Source organism: Sphingomonas sp. 28-62-20 (assembly GCF_002281505.1).
Map to the genome: position 1 here is coordinate 146,550 of NZ_NCGH01000002.1, position 16,390 is coordinate 162,939.

The 16,390-nt window shown below is 59.2% G+C and carries 16 protein-coding genes; 2 read left to right on the top strand and 14 right to left on the bottom strand.

From position 1 onward, the window contains the following. The first annotated feature begins 37 nt into the window (after positions 1 to 37). Positions 38 to 1,837, top strand: a complete 1,800-nt coding sequence (locus tag B7Y43_RS02075; RefSeq protein ID WP_374130186.1) for a DUF885 family protein — start codon at positions 38 to 40, stop codon at positions 1,835 to 1,837. A gap of 30 nt (positions 1,838 to 1,867) precedes the next feature. Here B7Y43_RS02075 and fabZ read toward each other — a convergent pair whose 3' ends face one another. From fabZ to B7Y43_RS02145, 14 genes are all read right to left on the bottom strand, one after another. Next, a complete protein-coding gene (gene fabZ / locus B7Y43_RS02080; protein ID WP_374129948.1) occupies positions 1,868 to 2,344 on the bottom strand; it encodes a 3-hydroxyacyl-ACP dehydratase FabZ in 477 nt (158 codons plus the stop codon). Beyond that, entirely contained in the window at positions 2,341 to 2,973 is a 633-nt protein-coding gene (locus B7Y43_RS02085) for an OmpH family outer membrane protein (RefSeq protein WP_374129949.1), read from the bottom strand. The genes fabZ and B7Y43_RS02085 overlap by 4 nt, the downstream gene beginning before the upstream one ends. Next, complete coding sequence (gene bamA, locus B7Y43_RS02090) at positions 2,973 to 5,741, bottom strand: outer membrane protein assembly factor BamA (RefSeq protein ID WP_374129950.1); 2,769 nt, start codon at positions 5,739 to 5,741, stop codon at positions 2,973 to 2,975. Before bamA ends, B7Y43_RS02085 begins: the two co-directional genes overlap by 1 nt. A gap of 32 nt (positions 5,742 to 5,773) precedes the next feature. Further along, positions 5,774 to 6,919 carry an RIP metalloprotease gene (gene rseP, locus B7Y43_RS02095; RefSeq protein ID WP_374129951.1) on the bottom strand — a complete coding sequence of 382 codons (1,146 nt, stop codon included), beginning with the start codon at positions 6,917 to 6,919 and terminating at the stop codon, positions 5,774 to 5,776. Beyond that, the gene (locus B7Y43_RS02100; protein WP_374129952.1) at positions 6,916 to 8,073 is read right to left on the bottom strand and encodes a 1-deoxy-D-xylulose-5-phosphate reductoisomerase; all 1,158 of its coding nucleotides are present in this window, start codon (positions 8,071 to 8,073) and stop codon (positions 6,916 to 6,918) included. Before B7Y43_RS02100 ends, rseP begins: the two co-directional genes overlap by 4 nt. A gap of 2 nt (positions 8,074 to 8,075) precedes the next feature. Beyond that, positions 8,076 to 8,897, bottom strand: a complete 822-nt coding sequence (locus B7Y43_RS02105; RefSeq protein ID WP_374129953.1) for a phosphatidate cytidylyltransferase — start codon at positions 8,895 to 8,897, stop codon at positions 8,076 to 8,078. After that, positions 8,894 to 9,637 carry an undecaprenyl diphosphate synthase family protein gene (locus B7Y43_RS02110; RefSeq protein ID WP_374129954.1) on the bottom strand — a complete coding sequence of 248 codons (744 nt, stop codon included), beginning with the start codon at positions 9,635 to 9,637 and terminating at the stop codon, positions 8,894 to 8,896. The genes B7Y43_RS02105 and B7Y43_RS02110 overlap by 4 nt, the downstream gene beginning before the upstream one ends. Then, complete coding sequence (gene frr, locus B7Y43_RS02115; protein WP_374129955.1) at positions 9,634 to 10,191, bottom strand: ribosome-recycling factor; 558 nt, start codon at positions 10,189 to 10,191, stop codon at positions 9,634 to 9,636. Before frr ends, B7Y43_RS02110 begins: the two co-directional genes overlap by 4 nt. A 1-nt stretch (position 10,192) precedes the next feature. Continuing rightward, positions 10,193 to 10,921, bottom strand: a complete 729-nt coding sequence (gene pyrH, locus B7Y43_RS02120) for a uridine monophosphate kinase (RefSeq protein ID WP_374129956.1) — start codon at positions 10,919 to 10,921, stop codon at positions 10,193 to 10,195. A gap of 190 nt (positions 10,922 to 11,111) precedes the next feature. After that, entirely contained in the window at positions 11,112 to 12,035 is a 924-nt protein-coding gene (gene tsf / locus B7Y43_RS02125; RefSeq protein ID WP_374129957.1) for a translation elongation factor Ts, read from the bottom strand. 89 nt (positions 12,036 to 12,124) lie between these two features. Continuing rightward, a complete protein-coding gene (gene rpsB / locus B7Y43_RS02130) occupies positions 12,125 to 12,967 on the bottom strand; it encodes a 30S ribosomal protein S2 (RefSeq protein ID WP_374129958.1) in 843 nt (280 codons plus the stop codon). Between the two features lie 260 nt (positions 12,968 to 13,227). Beyond that, positions 13,228 to 13,386, bottom strand: a complete 159-nt coding sequence (locus tag B7Y43_RS02135) for a hypothetical protein (protein ID WP_374129959.1) — start codon at positions 13,384 to 13,386, stop codon at positions 13,228 to 13,230. A 17-nt stretch (positions 13,387 to 13,403) separates the two neighbouring features. Continuing rightward, the gene (locus tag B7Y43_RS02140) at positions 13,404 to 14,183 is read right to left on the bottom strand and encodes a phosphatidylcholine/phosphatidylserine synthase (RefSeq protein ID WP_374129960.1); all 780 of its coding nucleotides are present in this window, start codon (positions 14,181 to 14,183) and stop codon (positions 13,404 to 13,406) included. A 106-nt stretch (positions 14,184 to 14,289) separates the two neighbouring features. Further along, entirely contained in the window at positions 14,290 to 15,033 is a 744-nt protein-coding gene (locus tag B7Y43_RS02145; protein ID WP_374129961.1) for a phosphatidylserine decarboxylase, read from the bottom strand. 140 nt (positions 15,034 to 15,173) lie between these two features. On the opposite strand from B7Y43_RS02145, the gene B7Y43_RS02150 reads away from it, so the two are divergent. After that, on the top strand, positions 15,174 to 16,388 hold the full coding sequence (locus B7Y43_RS02150; protein WP_374129962.1) for an NADP-dependent isocitrate dehydrogenase: 1,215 nt from the start codon (positions 15,174 to 15,176) through the stop codon (positions 16,386 to 16,388). The last annotated feature ends 2 nt before the right edge of the window (positions 16,389 to 16,390 follow it).

Sequence of the window (16,390 nt, forward strand, 5' to 3'; positions counted from 1 at the left end):
AAGATTCTCAACGCCCAACCTGTTTATCGCTGCCTTGATGATGACGGCAGCCCCCACCGCAGTGATGGCGCAACTGCCACCACCGCTTGCCGCCGCGGGCGACAGCGCAGAGGACGCCAAGCTCAAGAAGCTCTTTTATGACAGCGATGAAGCCCAGCTGAAACGCAACCCAATCTCAGGCATTTTCCGCGGCGACCTGCGCTATGCCGACCATCTTGGCGACTATCTGACCGAAGAATTTACGGCGGCCTCGATTAAAGCGAATGCTGCCGATCTCGCAGGGCTGGCAGCGATCGATCGATCGAAGCTAACCCTGGTCGATCAACTCGCCTATGACGTGTTCAAGAACCGCAGCGAGATCGAAAAGCGCGGCTATGCACCCGAGCTACGCAAGATTGATGAAGCGTTGCCGATTGACCATTTTTTCGGCTTCCAGACCTTCTATCCCGAATTTTCCTCGGGCACGGGCGCAGCGCCATTCAAGACGCTGGTGGATTATGAGAACAACCTGAAGCGCAATGCCGAATATGCTGTGCTGATGGACCGGGCGATCGCCCATTTCCGCACCGGCATGAAGGACGGGATCGTCCATCCGACGCTGGTGGTGCGCAACATGATCGGCCAGTTCGACAATTTGCTGAAAGAAGCAGTCGAGGAATCAACCTTTTACGGCCCAGTGAAGAAGTTTCCCGAGGCGATCACGCCTGCGGACCAGGCCCGGCTGCGGGCGGCCTATGCCAAGCAGATTCGCGACGTGATCTATCCTGCCCATCAGCGGATGCGCGATTTCCTGGCGAACACCTATCTGCCGGTCGCGCGCGACACGGTTGGCCTGTCCGCCCTGCCTGGCGGCGCGGCGCTGTATAATTACAAAATCGAAAGCAACACCACGTTGCCGCTAAAGGCAGAGGATGTGCACCAACTCGGCCTGAGCGAGGTCAAGCGCATTCTGGCCGAAATGGAAACGCAGAAGGAAAAAGCAGGTTTCAAGGGCAGCTTGCCAGAGTTCTTCACTTACCTGCGCACTGAAAAGCGATTCCAGCCGGCATCAGCCGCTCAGCTGCATGATCTGTATGACGCGATCGAGAAGCGGATATACCAGCGCATTCCCGAACAATTCTCGCTGCTGCCCAAAACGGCGCTTGAAGTGCGCCCGGTCCCCGCCTTCAAGGAAAAGACCGACGCGGGTGGGTCCTATCAAGGCGGCACGCCCGACGGCAGCCGGCCCGGCGTGTTCTTCTATAACACCTATGATCTTCCCTCGCGCTACACATGGGGCGCTGAAACCTTGTTCTTGCATGAAGGCGTGCCCGGCCACCATTTCCAGATCAGCCTAGCGCAGGAAAATGCGGCGTTGCCCGCGTTCATGCGCTTTGGCGGCGACACCGCCTATGTCGAAGGCTGGGCGCTCTATGCCGAGACGCTTTGGCAAGATTTGGGCATGGAGACCGACCCGTATCAGCGGATGGGTGGTCTGGACGATGAAATGCTCCGCGCAATGCGCCTGGTTGTCGACACCGGCATCCATGCCAAGGGTTGGACCCGCGACCAGTCAATCGCCTATATGCTTGCCAATTCGCCGATGTCACGGACCGACGCGACTGCCGAGGTCGAGCGCTATATCGCTATCCCGGGGCAAGCGCTTGCATACAAAATCGGTCAGCTGACGATCAGCCGCCTGAAAGCAAAGGCCAAGGCGGCGCTTGGCGACCGGTTCGATCCGCGCGCGTTCCATGCGCAAATCCTCGACACGGGGTCGCTACCAATGCCTGTGCTGGAAAAAAAGATCGATAGCTGGATTGCCGCCAGCAAGGCCGCCACAAAATCCGGCGCCTGACGCGCCGGACCGAGGACACCGCCCGGGGCTTTATGCCTTGGGCGGGTCCGCAATCATCGCGGTGAAGTTGGCTTCAGCCACCACAACGCCATCGACTGTCGCCTTGCCGGCGAATTTGCAGACGCTCGAGCGCTTCTGCACGAAATCGACGTGCAGCTTGAGCAGTACGCCCGGCTCAACCGGCTTGCGGAACTTGGCACCTTCGATCGCCATGAAATAGACGAGCTTGCCCGATCCCGCGAGCCCCAGGCTCTCGACCGCGAGCACCCCGGCCGCCTGAGCCAATGCTTCGACAATCAACACACCGGGCATAATCGGGCGACCAGGGAAATGCCCCTGAAAAAAGCCCTCATTCATCGTCACCGCTTTGATCGCTATAATCGACTGGTCGAGGACAAGCGCCTCGACCCGATCGACCAGCAGCATCGGATAGCGGTGCGGCAGCGCCGCCATCACGCGCCCGATATCGAGCGCATAGGACGTCGCTGCCGTCGCTTCGTCGCTCACCGGGTTTGCGGCTGCTGCTTGGCAGGCTGCGCGGGAGCGGTGCCCTGTGCCGGTGCTGCGCCCTGATTCTGCTGCGGCGGCGTGATCGACACCGTGGTCAGCGTCGTGTTGAGCTGCTGCAGCGCGGTCGCGGTAATGTCGTTGGCCGGATCAAAAGCGAGCACTGATGCGCGCGGCACAACCACATCGCCCTTGCGGTCCTTGCGGATCTTTTCGGTCACAGGCACCAGCTTTTCCAGAATCTGATACTTTACATATTGATCAGCATTTTGAATTTCCTGGCGAAGCTCATCAAAGGCAGCCTTTGATTCGTTCAACGACTGGCGTGCCTGATCAACCGCTGCCTGGTTGGCGGGGGGCAATGTGCCATCGGGCTTGATCACCTTTTTGGCGGCTTCAACCTGGGTGTTCCAGCCAGTTACGGCCGTCTGCAGCTTGGCCTGTGCCGCCTTCAACTGCGAACCATATTTTGCTTCGAGCTGGTCACCGCCGCTCTTGCCGCCGAGGCTATCCTTATAAACCTGATCGACATCAACCGTCAGCGTCTGTGCGACAGCGGCAACGGGCGCGATGACCATGCCAGCCGAAAGGACGACCGCTAGCGCTGCGCCTTGGAGAAGAATTTTCATTAGAAGCTTGTCCCTACATTGAAAGTAACGAGTTTGGCATCATCGCCTGGCTGTTGAAACAATGCCCGGGCGACGTTGATTCGAAGCGGCCCGAACGGCGAATTCCAGTTCACCCCAATACCGATCGTGACTCGCGGTATCGCAGAATTGCCCAGGAATCGCTCAATAAATGGCGTCTGTTCAGTCAGAAATTGAGGATTTGGTGCCGTACCGATACAGGTGCCGGTGGAATCAGGGATACCCGCGGCGCAACTCGTCGTTGTTGTGATCGGTGCGTCAACCGTACCGGCATTATAGGTAAAGACCCCCGCCACTGGCGTAAAGATTGAACCGATAAATGTTCTGCCCGTGGCCGGATCGGTAAGCGTCGGGAACCCATTTGGGAAATTGATCGGATCGATCGAGTTGGCGGTGGGCAATGGCCGCGCGACCCCGAACAACGCACCGAAATCCATGAAGATCGACGGGCGCAGCCCAAGATCGCGGGCACCAGCGCCAAGGGGGATTTCGAGTTCCACATGCCCCAGATAATAGGCCCTGCCGCCCAGCGGATCATCGAGAAACTGATTGCGGCCATCCTGCAGCGTTTGATTGACCGTGCCGTCGGTGTAGCTGATGCGTTGAATGCGCGGCCCGACACCGCGAATATCAAAGCCGCGGAACTGTGGTTCGCCCAAGTAATAGCGATCATTGATCCGGACGGCATCGATCCCGGGGCCACGCCCACTTTCCAGCGGAAGAACATAGCCCCCTTCCAAGCCGACCGAGAAGATAAAGCCGCTGCCGACATTCCAATATTTGTCGGCATCGAATTTGGTTTTGATATAGCGCACGTCCCCACCAAGGCCGGCGATATCCTGACTGAAAATGACGCGATTTCCTGCCGTCGGGCGGATCCCGCTGTTCAGGCTATTGTAAAGCAGCGAATACCCTACCGACGATGTCACGCGGTTGCCGATCGAATCGCAAAGGTAACGCCCTGCCCTGATCGGATCGCACGCGCCATTGACAAAAAACGTTGCCTGATCAAGCCCGACCTCGTCATAGGTCAGACCATAGCGGCCAGACAAAGAGAGATATTCGGTGATCGGCACGCCGGCGCGGATCTGAAAACCGGTCGAAATCTGGCTGAAGGTGGTGTTTCGCTGATTTCCCTGAAAACCGAACGAACTGAAATCACGCCGGAAAATATCACCGCCGACCGCGATGGTCTTCCCCAACAGATAGGGTTCCGTAAAGCCGACTTCGACTGATTTGTTAAATTGCGAATAGCTGACGCTGGCGCGCAGTTCCTGGCCCTTGCCGCGGAAATTGCGCTGCTTGACTGAGGCTTGCAGGATGAACCGCTCAAGGCTTGAAAAACCAGCCGAAAGGTTGAGTTCACCGGTCGATTTCTCTTCGACATTGGCTTCAAGCACAACGCGATCGGGCGAAGAGCCTGGCTTTTGCGATATCTCGAACTTTTCCTGGAAATAGCCGAGCGAGTTGATCCGGTCCTGTGATCGCTTGACCAGGAAGCTGTTAAACGGATCGCCCTCTGCCAGGCGCATCTCGCGACGGATGACCTTGTCCTGCGTTATCGTATTGCCGTTAATATCGATCCGCTCGACATACGTCCGCTTGGCTTCCGAAATATGGAAGTTGATCGACATTGTGAACGCTTCGCGATCAGGCGAATATTCAGGATTCACCTCGGTAAAGGCATATCCGAACAGCCCGGCAGTCTCATTGATCGACTCAATCGAATCTTCAACCTGCTTGGCATTGTACCAATTGCCCTTTTTGGCGAGCAGACCGGCAGCAAGCGCTTTGTTGTCGAAATCGCGAATGTCGCTATCGACCGTCACGTCGCCGAATTTATAGCGTTTCCCCTCCTGCAACACATAAGTGATGATGAAATCACGCTTGTCAGGGGTCAGCTCCGCAATGGCAGAGGTAATCTTGAATTCGGCATAGCCCTCGGTCAGGTAGAACTGGCGGAGCTTCTGCTGATCAAAGGCAAGGCGGTCTTGATCATAGCTGGTGCTGGAGCTGAGCAACGATGTCAGGCGCGCCTGTTTGGTTGCCATCTCGCCGCGCAGCTTGCCGTCGGAAAACTTCTCGTTGCCGATGATGTTAATCTGGCGAACCTTGGATTTCGGCCCTTCAGAAACTTCAAAAATGATATCGACGCGGTTCTGGTCGAGCGCCACCATCTTGGGGCTCACCGACGCGGCAAAACGGCCCTGACGCCGATAAAGTTCAATAATCCGCGCAACGTCGGATCGCACGGCCGATCGGGTGAAGATCTGCCGTGGCGCGAGCTTGATTTCCTTCTGGATCTTGTCGCTCTTCAACCGCTTATTGCCTTCAATCAGCACGCGGTTGATGATCGGATTTTCGCGGATCTTCAGGACAATATCGCCGGTTTGCGCACCGCTGATCGTCACATCGGCAAATAAGTCGCTATTATACAGGTCCTTGATCGCCTGATCGAGCGATTCATTGGTGAAGGCCTGACCGATCCGCAGCTTGGTGTACGACAAGGCCGTATCGGGTTCGATGCGCTGGGTTCCATCGACCCGCAGCGTCTTGATCACGCGAACCGGGGCTTCGGGCCCCTGCGCCGGCATCGGTGCCAGCACGCGTGGCGCATCGCTTTGCGCCATCGCTGTGCCGGATAATCCAGAAAGCATGGTGCCGGCCAGCAAAACCGCAACTGCACGTGCACCGAATTTGGAAGATCTGGTCGCTGTCACTATTTTACCCCAAAACGGATATGTCTGCATTGCACGGCGTGCGTCGCCCTGCCCGAACCCGATCAACCGATCAACCCGGCTAGCTGAATCCCCAGCTTATTCCATAGGCCCAACGTGCCCAGGTCATTGAACGTCACCATCACCATCAACGCTAGCACGGCAGCCAATCCGCCTCGAAAAGCCCATTCCTGCACCTGTGCCTCCAACGGTCGACGGCGGACAGCCTCGATCGCATAAAACAGCAGGTGACCGCCATCGAGTACAGGCACTGGCAAAAGGTTAATGAATCCCAGATTAATCGAAACAAGCGCAATCAGGAAAACGAACGACGATGTGCCCAGCGCCATCTGCTCGCCTGAAACTTTCGCAATGCTCAACGGCCCGCCAAGTTCCTTGACCGAACGCCGGCCCGACACGATTTGCCCGATCACATCCCCCATCATGCGCAGAATGCTGCCGGTCTGCCGAACCGCGACTGCGGGTGCTTCGATCAGGCTGACGGGCACCAGCGTTGCCGCCGCACGGCCAATGCCGATCCTGCCGATTTTGGGTTCATTACCGAACCGATCGCGCTCCACATGGGTGCCAATGGTGAGCGTAACCCCCTTGGGCGCAGCATCGCGAACGAAATCCACCCGAACGCTTTGGCCTGGTCGGATTTGGACGAACCGGACCATATCTTCAAAGGTACCGATCGGCCGCCCCGCCAAGGCGACGATCTTGTCGCCTTGGCGCAAGCCAGCGGACGCTGCAGGACTACCTGGCTGGATCGACCCGATCACCGCCGGCGTACGCAGATCGCCATAGCTGATCGCAAAGCCCATCAGGATCGCGATCGCCACCAGGAAATTGGTGATCGGTCCGGCCGCCACGATAATCGCTCGCTGCCAGATCGGTTTAGCCTGAAAGGTGCGCGCGCGTTCCTCCGCTGGCAGGGCCAGCCATTCAGGATCGGGTTTGCTTGACGCATCCATATCGCCAGCGAATTTCACATAGCCGCCCAAGGGCATCCAGCCGAACTTCCAGCGCGTACCGCGTTTGTCGGTTACCCCGAACACTTCGCGGCCAAAGCCGATCGAGAATTCATCCGCCTTCACCCCAAACAGGCGGCCGGCGAGATAATGGCCAAGTTCATGCACGAACACCAACGGCCCAATTACCAGGACGAACGCTATGACTGTGTAGAGAAATCCTGGGGTCTGGATCAAATGACGCAATCCTTCACACGTTCACTCGCCAGCCGGCGCGCCTCGGCATCGACTGCCAATACCGCTTCAAGCGAATCCGGGGCGGCCGGGTCATAGCCATTTAGCGTATCTTCGACGATTGCGGCAATTTCGAGGAAGCCAATTCGTCTTTCAAGAAAAGCCGCCACGGCCACCTCATTGGCGGCATTCAAAATGGCCGGTCGCGCGCCCCCCGCTTCCAGCGCTGATCGTGCCAGCCGCAAGGCGGGAAAACGGACCGGATCGGGGGCCTCAAAATCAAGTCGGCCGATGCCCACGAAATCAAGCGGGGCCATGGGGGCGGCCATGCGATCCGGCCAGGCCAGGCAATAGGCGATCGGCGTCCGCATATCGGGCGGTCCCAACTGGGCAAGCACCGACCCATCGACATATTCCACCATTGAATGGATAACCGATTGGCGATGAACAATAATCTCTAGCTGATCATTGGCGACGGGGAACAGCCGCGCCGCCTCGATTAGCTCCAGCCCCTTGTTCATCAGCGTCGCTGAATCGACGGAAATCTTGGCTCCCATTGACCAATTGGGATGCGCCACCGCCTGTTCCAGCGTCATCTCCCGCATTTCAGCAAGTGACTTGTCGCGAAACGGCCCCCCACTCGCCGTCAGAATGATCCGCCGCACCCGGTGAGGCCGCGCCGAATCAAAACACTGGAAAATCGCATTATGCTCCGAATCAGCGGGCAACAGCGTCGCGCCAGACGCGGCGGCGGCCGCCAGGATGACGTCGCCTGCCGAAACCAGCGGCTCCTTATTGGCCAGGATGATCGTCCCGCCTTGCCCGATCGCCGCCAACACCGGCTCCAGCCCAGCACAGCCGACAATGGCCGCCATGGTGACATCGGCGCCCATTGCCGCCGCTTCGCAAAGCGCCTTGGCACCGCCGGCCGTTTCGATACCGGTGCCGGCCAGCGCTGCGCGCAGATCGGCCAGGCAGCTCTCCTCGGCAACAACAGCACGCCTCGCGTTGGTGCGGATCGCAGCGGCAGCGAGCTTTTCGACATCGCAATTCGCGGTCAGCGCCAGCACTTCGAAATTTTCGGGTTCGCGCTCAATCAGATCGAGCGTCGATGTCCCGATAGAGCCGGTTGCCCCCAAAATCGTAACGCTTTTCATTCTTAAAGCCCCTGCACCACATCCATCAGCAATCTTTGAATTTCCGGCAACATAACCAGGAAAGCCGCGATCGGCGCGACAGGAATCATCCCATCCACGCGATCCATCAACCCGCCATGGCCCGGCAACAAGCTGCCACTGTCCTTCACGCCCGATTGACGCTTCAGCCAGCTTTCATACAGGTCCCCCGCCTGCGCCACCACCGCCAGCACCGGGGTGGCCAGCGTCAATCGCCATGGCAAGCCCCAGAAGCCATGCATCACGGCGCCGAAAGCGGCTGCCGCGACGATCCCGCCGAAAAATCCAGCCCAGGTCTTGTTTGGGCTGATCATCGGCGCCAACCGCGCGCCGCCGATCATCCGACCGACGAAAAACGCGCCGACATCGCAGATCGAAACGAGCGCGATTGCCCAGATCGTCATTACTAAACCATCCGGCTGTTTGCGGATCAGCAACAAGGCGAGCACGGGCAACCCGGTATAGACCATGCCCAGCGCCAGATCGGGCCGTCGCGTGCTGGCCAGCGTGAATATGGCCGCTGCGGCGACCAGACCGAGCGCAAAGAAATTCGGCCCCGCAGCCCAGGGGCACATAATCGCCAGCGGGACGGAAAGCGTAAAAAGCATCAGCCGCTTGGTCGCGGCATCGACCTTGGCGAGATCGGCCCATTCGCCAATTACGCCTAAGCCGAGGATCGCCGTTGCCAGCCAAAAGGTGAAGCCGCCCAGCCACAGCACCACCAGCGCGAGGCCCGCCATGCCAAGCCCGGCCACGGTGCGCGTCGCAAGCTCGGATCGCCCCTGGTTCGGGTCCGTCGCGCTCACAAGCCGCCAAAGCGCCGCTGCCGTCGACCAAAAGAAGCCACAGCACCACGAAGCGCTGCCTCATCAAAATCCGGCCACAGCGTGTCGACAAACAGCAATTCGGTATAGGCAGATTGCCACAGCAGAAAATTGGACAGCCGGTGTTCGCCCGACGTGCGGATCAACAGGTCGAGCGGCGGCAAATCATGGGTATCGAGATGTTGCTCAATCGTCTGCTCGTCGATCGATTCAATCGCGATCTCGCCATCGCGCACTTGCTGGGCAAGCGTCCGGGCAGCATTGGCCAATTCAGCCCGCGCGCCATAGTTTAGCGCAATCGCCAAAATCGGCCCGTCATTACCCGCCGTCCGCGCCAACGCATCATCAACCAGGGCAACGATGTCGGCCGAAAAACGGCTATAGTCGCCGATCACGCGGAGCCGAACATTCTCGCGCACCATTTCATCAAGGTCATTGCGGATGAACAGCCGCAACAGCCCCATCAGATCGCCCACCTCCTCTTCAGGGCGGCGCCAATTCTCTGACGAGAATGCATAAAGCGTCAGGGCTTCAATACCCAACACGCGGGCCGCGCGCGTGATCCGCCGGGCCGCCTCTACGCCGCGGCGATGCCCTTCCAGGCGTGGCAAATGGCGCTGCTTTGCCCAGCGCCCATTGCCGTCCATGATGATGGCGACATGGCGCGGCACCGCACCTTCTTCACCCGCCTTTTCAGGCACATTGGCGGGTCGAGGCTTCACTTACCGAGGATTTCCTTTTCCTTGGCACTTGCAGCCGCATCGATCTCGGCAATCGTCGCGTCGGTGAGCTTCTGCACCTCAGTCTCGTGCCGCTTGCGCTCATCTTCACTGAAGATGTTCTTCTTTTCGTCGGCCTTCAGGCTTTCCATGCCATCGCGTCGCACGTTACGCGCGGCAATACGCGCTTTTTCAGCATATTGCCCAGCCAGTTTGGCAAGTTCCTTACGGCGCTCTTCGGTCAAATCCGGGATCGGGATACGCAAAGTGGTGCCATCAACAATCGGGTTCAGGCCCAGGCCGGCCGACCGGATCGCCTTGTCGCACGGGCCGACATTGCCCTTATCCCAGACCTGCACTGAGATCAGCCGTGATTCGGGGACCGACACGGTTGCAACCTGGTTTAGCGGCATATGCGACCCATAAACCTCAACCGTTACCGGATCGAGCAATGACGTGCTCGCCCGGCCCGTGCGCAGGCCGATCAGATCACCCTTTAGCGCTTCAACGCTGCCAGCCATGCGCCGCTCAAGATCGGCCTTGTCATAGGCGGCCATGTCAGTTCTCCGTCTTGTTGTTGACGATTGTCGATGTACCTTCGCCGCGCAAGACCCGGGCAAGATTGCCGGTTTCGCGGATATTGAAGACGACAATCGGAATATCGTTATCCCGGCACAGCGCAACAGCGCTCGCATCCATTACCTTAAGATCGTCGGACAGAACACGACTGAAGGTAAGCTGTTCATAGCGAACGGCATTGGGATCGACCTTGGGGTCGGCATTATAGACACCATCGACGCTGGTGCCCTTAAGCAACGCGTCGCAGCGCATTTCCGCCGCGCGCAACGCCGCCCCTGAATCGGTGGTGAAATAGGGGCTCCCCGTGCCGGCCGCGAAGATGACAACGCGGTTCTTTTCCAAATGCCGCTCGGCCCGCCGCCGAATATAGGGCTCGCAAACACTCGCCATCGGAATTGCAGACTGCACCCGGGTTTCAACGCCTAGCCGCTCCAGCGCGTCCTGCATCGCGAGTGCATTCATCACGGTCGCCAGCATGCCCATGTAATCCGCCGTTGCCCGGTCCATACCCTTGGCAGCACCAGCCATACCGCGAAAGATATTGCCGCCGCCGATCACCAGGCATAGCTGATAGCCGGCGTCTTTGGCATGCTTCACTTCGCCAGCAACACGCGCCACGGTGGCCGGGTCGATCCCGAAGGTTTGATCGCCCATCGCCGCCTCTCCGGACAGCTTGAGCAAAATGCGCTTGAATTTGGGTATGGTCATCGATCCAACTTGCGCTTGGGCAGGGCAGCGGCGCGACCTTAGTAGGCCCCCTTCACCGTGCCAAGCACTGATACCAGTGACAACTTAATCATGGCCGGTCCATGCCGACACGATTCACACGGGCCATGCACCGCATCATCGCTTTGCCAAATCGGGGTGGGCCAGCCGTGCCAGCCCACCCCTCATTTGATCAGTTGACGCCGGCGGCGGCGGCAACTTCAGCGGCGAAATCGCTGGTTTCGCGCTCAATGCCCTCGCCCAGTTGGAAGCGGACATAATCCGTGAGCACGATGGTCTTGCCGGCAGCCTTGGCGGCATTGGCGACCACGTCCGAAATCTTGGTCTTGCCGTCCATTACCAGCAGCTGGCTGACCAGCGCATTTTCCTTGCGGTACTTTGCGATCGCGCCGTCGACCATCTTCGCAACGATATCGGCCGGCTTGCCGCTCTCGGCAGCCTTTTCGGTCGCAATTGCGCGTTCGCGAGCGACGATCTCGGGATCGAGATCTTCCTCGTTAAGCGCCAGCGGGAAAGCGGCTGCAATGTGCATCGCGATCTGCTTGCCAAGCGGCAGCAGCACATCGGCATCGGCGTCGCTCTCAAGCGCAACCAGCACACCAATCTTGCCGAGGCCCGGTGCCGCTGCGTTGTGAACGTAAGGGACCACGGCGCCACTGCTGACTTCGAGCCGCTTGGCGCGGCGCAGATTCTGGTTTTCGCCGATCGTCGCGATATTGTTGGTCAGCACTTCCTCGACGGTTTTGCCGCCCAGATGCGCCGCCTTGATCACGTCGATCGAATCGCCCAGTTCCAACGCGACCGAGGTCACGTCACGGACAAACGTCTGGAATTGATCATTCTTGGCGACAAAGTCGGTCTCGGAATTGACCTCAACCACGGCACCCTTGGTGCCCGACACTTCGACGCCGACCAGGCCCTCGGCTGCGGTGCGGCTGGATTTCTTGGCGGCCGAAGCCAGCCCTTTGGTGCGCAGCCAATCCATGGCGGCATCCATGTCGCCATTCGCTTCGGTCAATGCCTTTTTGCAATCCATCATGCCCGCGCCGCTCTTCTCGCGCAGATCCTTGACGGCGGCGGCTGTGATCTCGGCCATGTCTTACATCCTTATCTTCGATAAATATGGGTAGGGACGGGGGAAGGCTTGCGCCCTACCCCGCCCATATTTCAGTTCGGAGACGCCACTCAGGCGTCGAGCTGCTGCTCGCCTTCGACGGCCATCACGGCATCGCTCGCCGCTGCGACCATTTCGGGATCAACGGCCGCTTCAACGGGTGCTGCCAGCGCTTCTTCAGCGGGTGGCTCGTCCATCGCGCCCAGGTCACGACCGCTCTGTGCCTGCTGCTGCTGACCACCGCGCGTCGCGGCGATCGCAATTGCTTCGCAATACAGGCGGATCGCGCGGCTGGCGTCATCGTTCGCGGGGACCGGGAATGCGATGCCATCGGGCGAGACGTTCGAATCGAGAATCGCAACGACGGGAATACCCAAAGTGTTGGCTTCCTTGATCGCCAGCTCTTCCTTGTTGGCGTCGATCACGAACATCACGTCCGGGATGCCACCCATGTCACGAATGCCGCCGAGCGACAGGTCAAGCTTGTCCTTCTCACGGGTGAGCTGCAGGACTTCCTTCTTGGTCAGGCCGGTGGTGTCGCCGGAGAGCTGCTCTTCGAGCGTCTTGAGGCGCTTGATCGAGCCCGAGATGGTCTTCCAGTTGGTGAGCATGCCGCCCAGCCAGCGATGGTTGACGAAATGCTGGCCTGAACGACGCGCCGCGTCTGCCACAGGCTCCTGCGCCTGGCGCTTGGTGCCGACGAACAGCACTTTGCCGCCCGATGCTGTCGACGCAGCGACGAATTCGAGCGCGCGCGCAAACAACGGCACGGTCTGGCTGAGGTCGAGAATATGGACGCCGTTGCGGTCGCCAAAGATATAGGGCTTCATCTTGGGGTTCCAGCGGTGAGTCTGGTGGCCGAAATGTGCGCCTGTTTCGAGCAATTGCTGCATGGTGACGACTGGTGCCGCCATAGGGAATTCCTTTCCGGTTTGTCCTCTGGGAAGCAAATATCCAAACGGGCCAAGGCCCGGGCGGACACCGGTGATGTGCGCTTCCCATGCGGGGTTGAGCCGCGGCGCTTAGCCGAGACCAGGGCTCGAATCAAGGTTCAATTCAACGCTTGACAGTTGGAACGGAGGTGGAACATAACGGGTTCGTAAGCTGTACACGGAACAAAAATGACCGCCCGCCCCTTCATGGACGACAGGGCATTTCAACAATTGACGGAGGATTAGACGATGGTGACGCTGTTGAGCCTGATATTGTTCTCCGCGGCCCTGATGTCAGTCTGTGCCGTCATGATGTTTACGTTGGTTCCCGCCATGCCACGGATCATCGCGCTATTCGCGGCTAAGGGCGTCGTCGCGCCGGCAATGCCCGTCCGTGCCATGCCGCGTCGTCGCCCCGTCATGGCAGTGGCGCGGCCGCCGGCTTGGCGCGCAGCTGCTTGATTCGCGCATAACCGCGGATACTGAACGGCATCGACAATAGATAAGCGACGCAAACCAACGTGAGCGTGTGCCAAGGGGCAGAAACCAGTGCCGCCCCCAGCAAGACAACGACCGCAATCGCTTCAAAGCGGACCGAACTGCGCAGCTTGAGCGACGACCAGCTATAGGTCGCCATGCTGGACACCATCATGATCGCCACCAACGCTATCCAGGGCGCGACCAGCCAGGGCGACCGAAACAGCCCCTCCCCGGTCCAGAACCATAGATAAAGCGGCAGCATTGCTAGCCCGGCACCAGCCGGTGCGGGAATCCCGGTGAGAAACCCGGCCAGCTTGTGGGGCTGGTCGGCCATATCGATTGCGGCATTGAACCGGGCGAGCCGCAGCGCGCAAAATACGGCAAATACCAACGCGCATAGCCAGCCCAGCTGCGGAAATGCCCCAAGTGACCAAAGATACAGGATCAGCGCCGGGGAAACGCCGAAGGAAATGGCGTCCGACAGCGAATCAAGTTCAGCGCCAAACCGGCTCTCCCCCCGCACCATCCGCGCGATCCGGCCATCCAGGCCATCGAGCACACCGGCAATCATGATCATCGTCACCGCCAGTTGCCATTCGGCCGCGATCGCAAAACGGATGCCTGTCAGCCCGGAACATAGCGCCAACGCCGTCACTGCATTGGGCGCCACCGCCCGCAACGGCAGGCCGCGCACCGGGCGTGGCCGGGGTCGCCTCATCGCGCTGCTGCGATGCGCCGAAACCTACGGGGGGCAGCGGCGTCACGCGTCTGCTTGGCAAAATTGGGCGTGGACGGGGCTGTCCTTGGCACCGCCACGGGCATCGTCACTGAGTAATACCCAGCGGCGTCGTCGCATGCGCGCGGCCAATGATCGTTTCACCCGCGACACTGCGCTGGCCGAGCACGACCTGGCAGGCGAAATCGTCAGGCAAATAGACGTCAACCCGACTGCCAAAGCGAATCAGGCCGATTCGCTGCCCGGATGCCACCATATCGCCAGGTTTGACGAAACCCACGATTCGCCGCGCAACCAGCCCGGCAATCTGGGTGAAGCCAATTTTGCGGCCATCGCGGCTCTCAACCAGAATATGCTGGCGTTCATTTTCCTCGCTCGCCTTGTCGAGATCCGCATTGAGGAATTTGCCAGAAATATAAATAACCTGGCGGATCGTGCCGGGAATGGGCGTCCGGTTAATATGGACATCGAACACGCTCATAAAAATCGACACCCGCACCAATGGTGCGGCACCCAGGCAATTCTCACCGGCAAGCTCGGGCGGCACCGCCATTCGTTCGATCATCGTGATCAACCCGTCGGCAGGCGCTGTGATCAAATCATCGCCCTGTGGGGTCACCCGCACCGGATCACGGAAAAACGCGGCAACCCAGATCGTTAGGCCAATCAGCGGCCAGGTCACGAAATCCCAGATAAAAAAGGACAGAAACGCCGCCGCACCGGCGATCAGCACATATTTGCGCCCTTCGGGATGAACATCAGGAAAGCGCCAGGTGACGCTGGCACCACCAATCGGCGGTTTTTCGGGCAATGGCATGGTCGCTTTGTACATTGCGCAATGCAGCATTTCAATGCGCGCGCACCAATCCGGGCGGACTCGTACCAGTCAGCACGTTTGGGGAGGTTGATTGGCGCGGGCCTTCATCCTAGACGGCGCTGAGAAACCCTTCCCCAAGGATAAGCGAGCAATCGATGGCGAAAATTAAGGTGAAGACGCCCGTCGTCGAAATCGACGGCGATGAGATGACCCGGATCATCTGGCAATGGATCCGTGAACGCCTCATTCTTCCCTATCTCGATATCGATCTCGATTATTATGATCTGGGCGTCGAGAAGCGTGACGAGACCGATGACAAGATCACGGTGGAAAGCGCGCGTGCGATCCAAAAATATGGCGTCGGCGTGAAATGCGCCACGATCACTCCCGATGAAGACCGGGTGACGGAATTCGGCCTCAAAAAAATGTGGAAATCGCCCAACGGCACGATCCGCAACATCCTGGGCGGCACGATTTTCCGCGAACCAATCGTGATCAAGAACGTACCGCGCCTGATCCCCAGCTGGACCCACCCGATCGTCGTTGGCCGCCACGCCTTTGGCGATCAGTATCGCGCTACTGATTTCCTCGTCCCCGGCCCCGGCAAGCTACGCATGGTGTTCGAAGGCGATGACGGCACGGTGATTGATCGCGAAGTGTTCCAATACCCGTCGCCGGGCGTCGCGCTGGCGATGTACAATCTGGACGATTCGATCCGCGATTTCGCGCGCGCATCGATGCATTACGGCTTGAACCTGAAATGGCCGGTTTATCTATCGACCAAGAACACCATCCTGAAGGCCTATGATGGCCGCTTTAAGGATTTGTTCGCTGAGGTCTTTGAAAGCGAATTCAAGGACAAGTTCAAGGAAGCTGGCATCGTCTATGAACATCGGTTGATCGATGACATGGTCGCTTCCGCGCTGAAATGGCATGGCGAATTCGTCTGGGCCTGCAAAAACTATGACGGCGACGTCCAGTCCGATCAGGTCGCCCAGGGCTTTGGTTCGCTCGGGCTGATGACGTCCGTGTTGCTCACGCCCGATGGCAAGACCGTTGAGGCAGAAGCGGCGCACGGCACCGTCACCCGCCATTTCCGTCAGCATCAGCAGGGTAAGGCAACCTCGACCAACCCGATCGCGTCGATTTTCGCCTGGACCGGCGGCCTTAAATATCGCGGCAAGTTTGATGGCACGCCCGAAGTCTCCGCCTTTGCCGAAACGCTTGAGCGGGTTTGCATCAAGACCGTTGAAAACGGTCATATGACCAAAGACCTTGCGCTGCTGATCGGGCCCAATCAGCCCTGGATGACGACGGAGCAATTTTTCGAACAGGTCCGCGTCAATCTGGAAACCGCGATGGGTGTGTAGGC

Coding starts and splice junctions, on each gene's coding strand:
- frr (WP_374129955.1), bottom strand. CDS start 10,191: ATGGCCGCCTATGACAAGGCCGATCTTGAGCGGCGCATGGCTGGCAGC.
- bamA (WP_374129950.1), bottom strand. CDS start 5,741: ATGCAGACATATCCGTTTTGGGGTAAAATAGTGACAGCGACCAGATCT.
- B7Y43_RS02135 (WP_374129959.1), bottom strand. CDS start 13,386: ATGGCACGGACGGGCATTGCCGGCGCGACGACGCCCTTAGCCGCGAAT.
- tsf (WP_374129957.1), bottom strand. CDS start 12,035: ATGGCCGAGATCACAGCCGCCGCCGTCAAGGATCTGCGCGAGAAGAGC.
- B7Y43_RS02085 (WP_374129949.1), bottom strand. CDS start 2,973: ATGAAAATTCTTCTCCAAGGCGCAGCGCTAGCGGTCGTCCTTTCGGCT.
- rpsB (WP_374129958.1), bottom strand. CDS start 12,967: ATGGCGGCACCAGTCGTCACCATGCAGCAATTGCTCGAAACAGGCGCA.
- B7Y43_RS02075 (WP_374130186.1), top strand. CDS start 38: ATGATGACGGCAGCCCCCACCGCAGTGATGGCGCAACTGCCACCACCG.
- B7Y43_RS02145 (WP_374129961.1), bottom strand. CDS start 15,033: ATGTACAAAGCGACCATGCCATTGCCCGAAAAACCGCCGATTGGTGGT.
- B7Y43_RS02140 (WP_374129960.1), bottom strand. CDS start 14,183: ATGAGGCGACCCCGGCCACGCCCGGTGCGCGGCCTGCCGTTGCGGGCG.
- pyrH (WP_374129956.1), bottom strand. CDS start 10,921: ATGACCATACCCAAATTCAAGCGCATTTTGCTCAAGCTGTCCGGAGAG.
- B7Y43_RS02100 (WP_374129952.1), bottom strand. CDS start 8,073: ATGAAAAGCGTTACGATTTTGGGGGCAACCGGCTCTATCGGGACATCG.
- B7Y43_RS02150 (WP_374129962.1), top strand. CDS start 15,174: ATGGCGAAAATTAAGGTGAAGACGCCCGTCGTCGAAATCGACGGCGAT.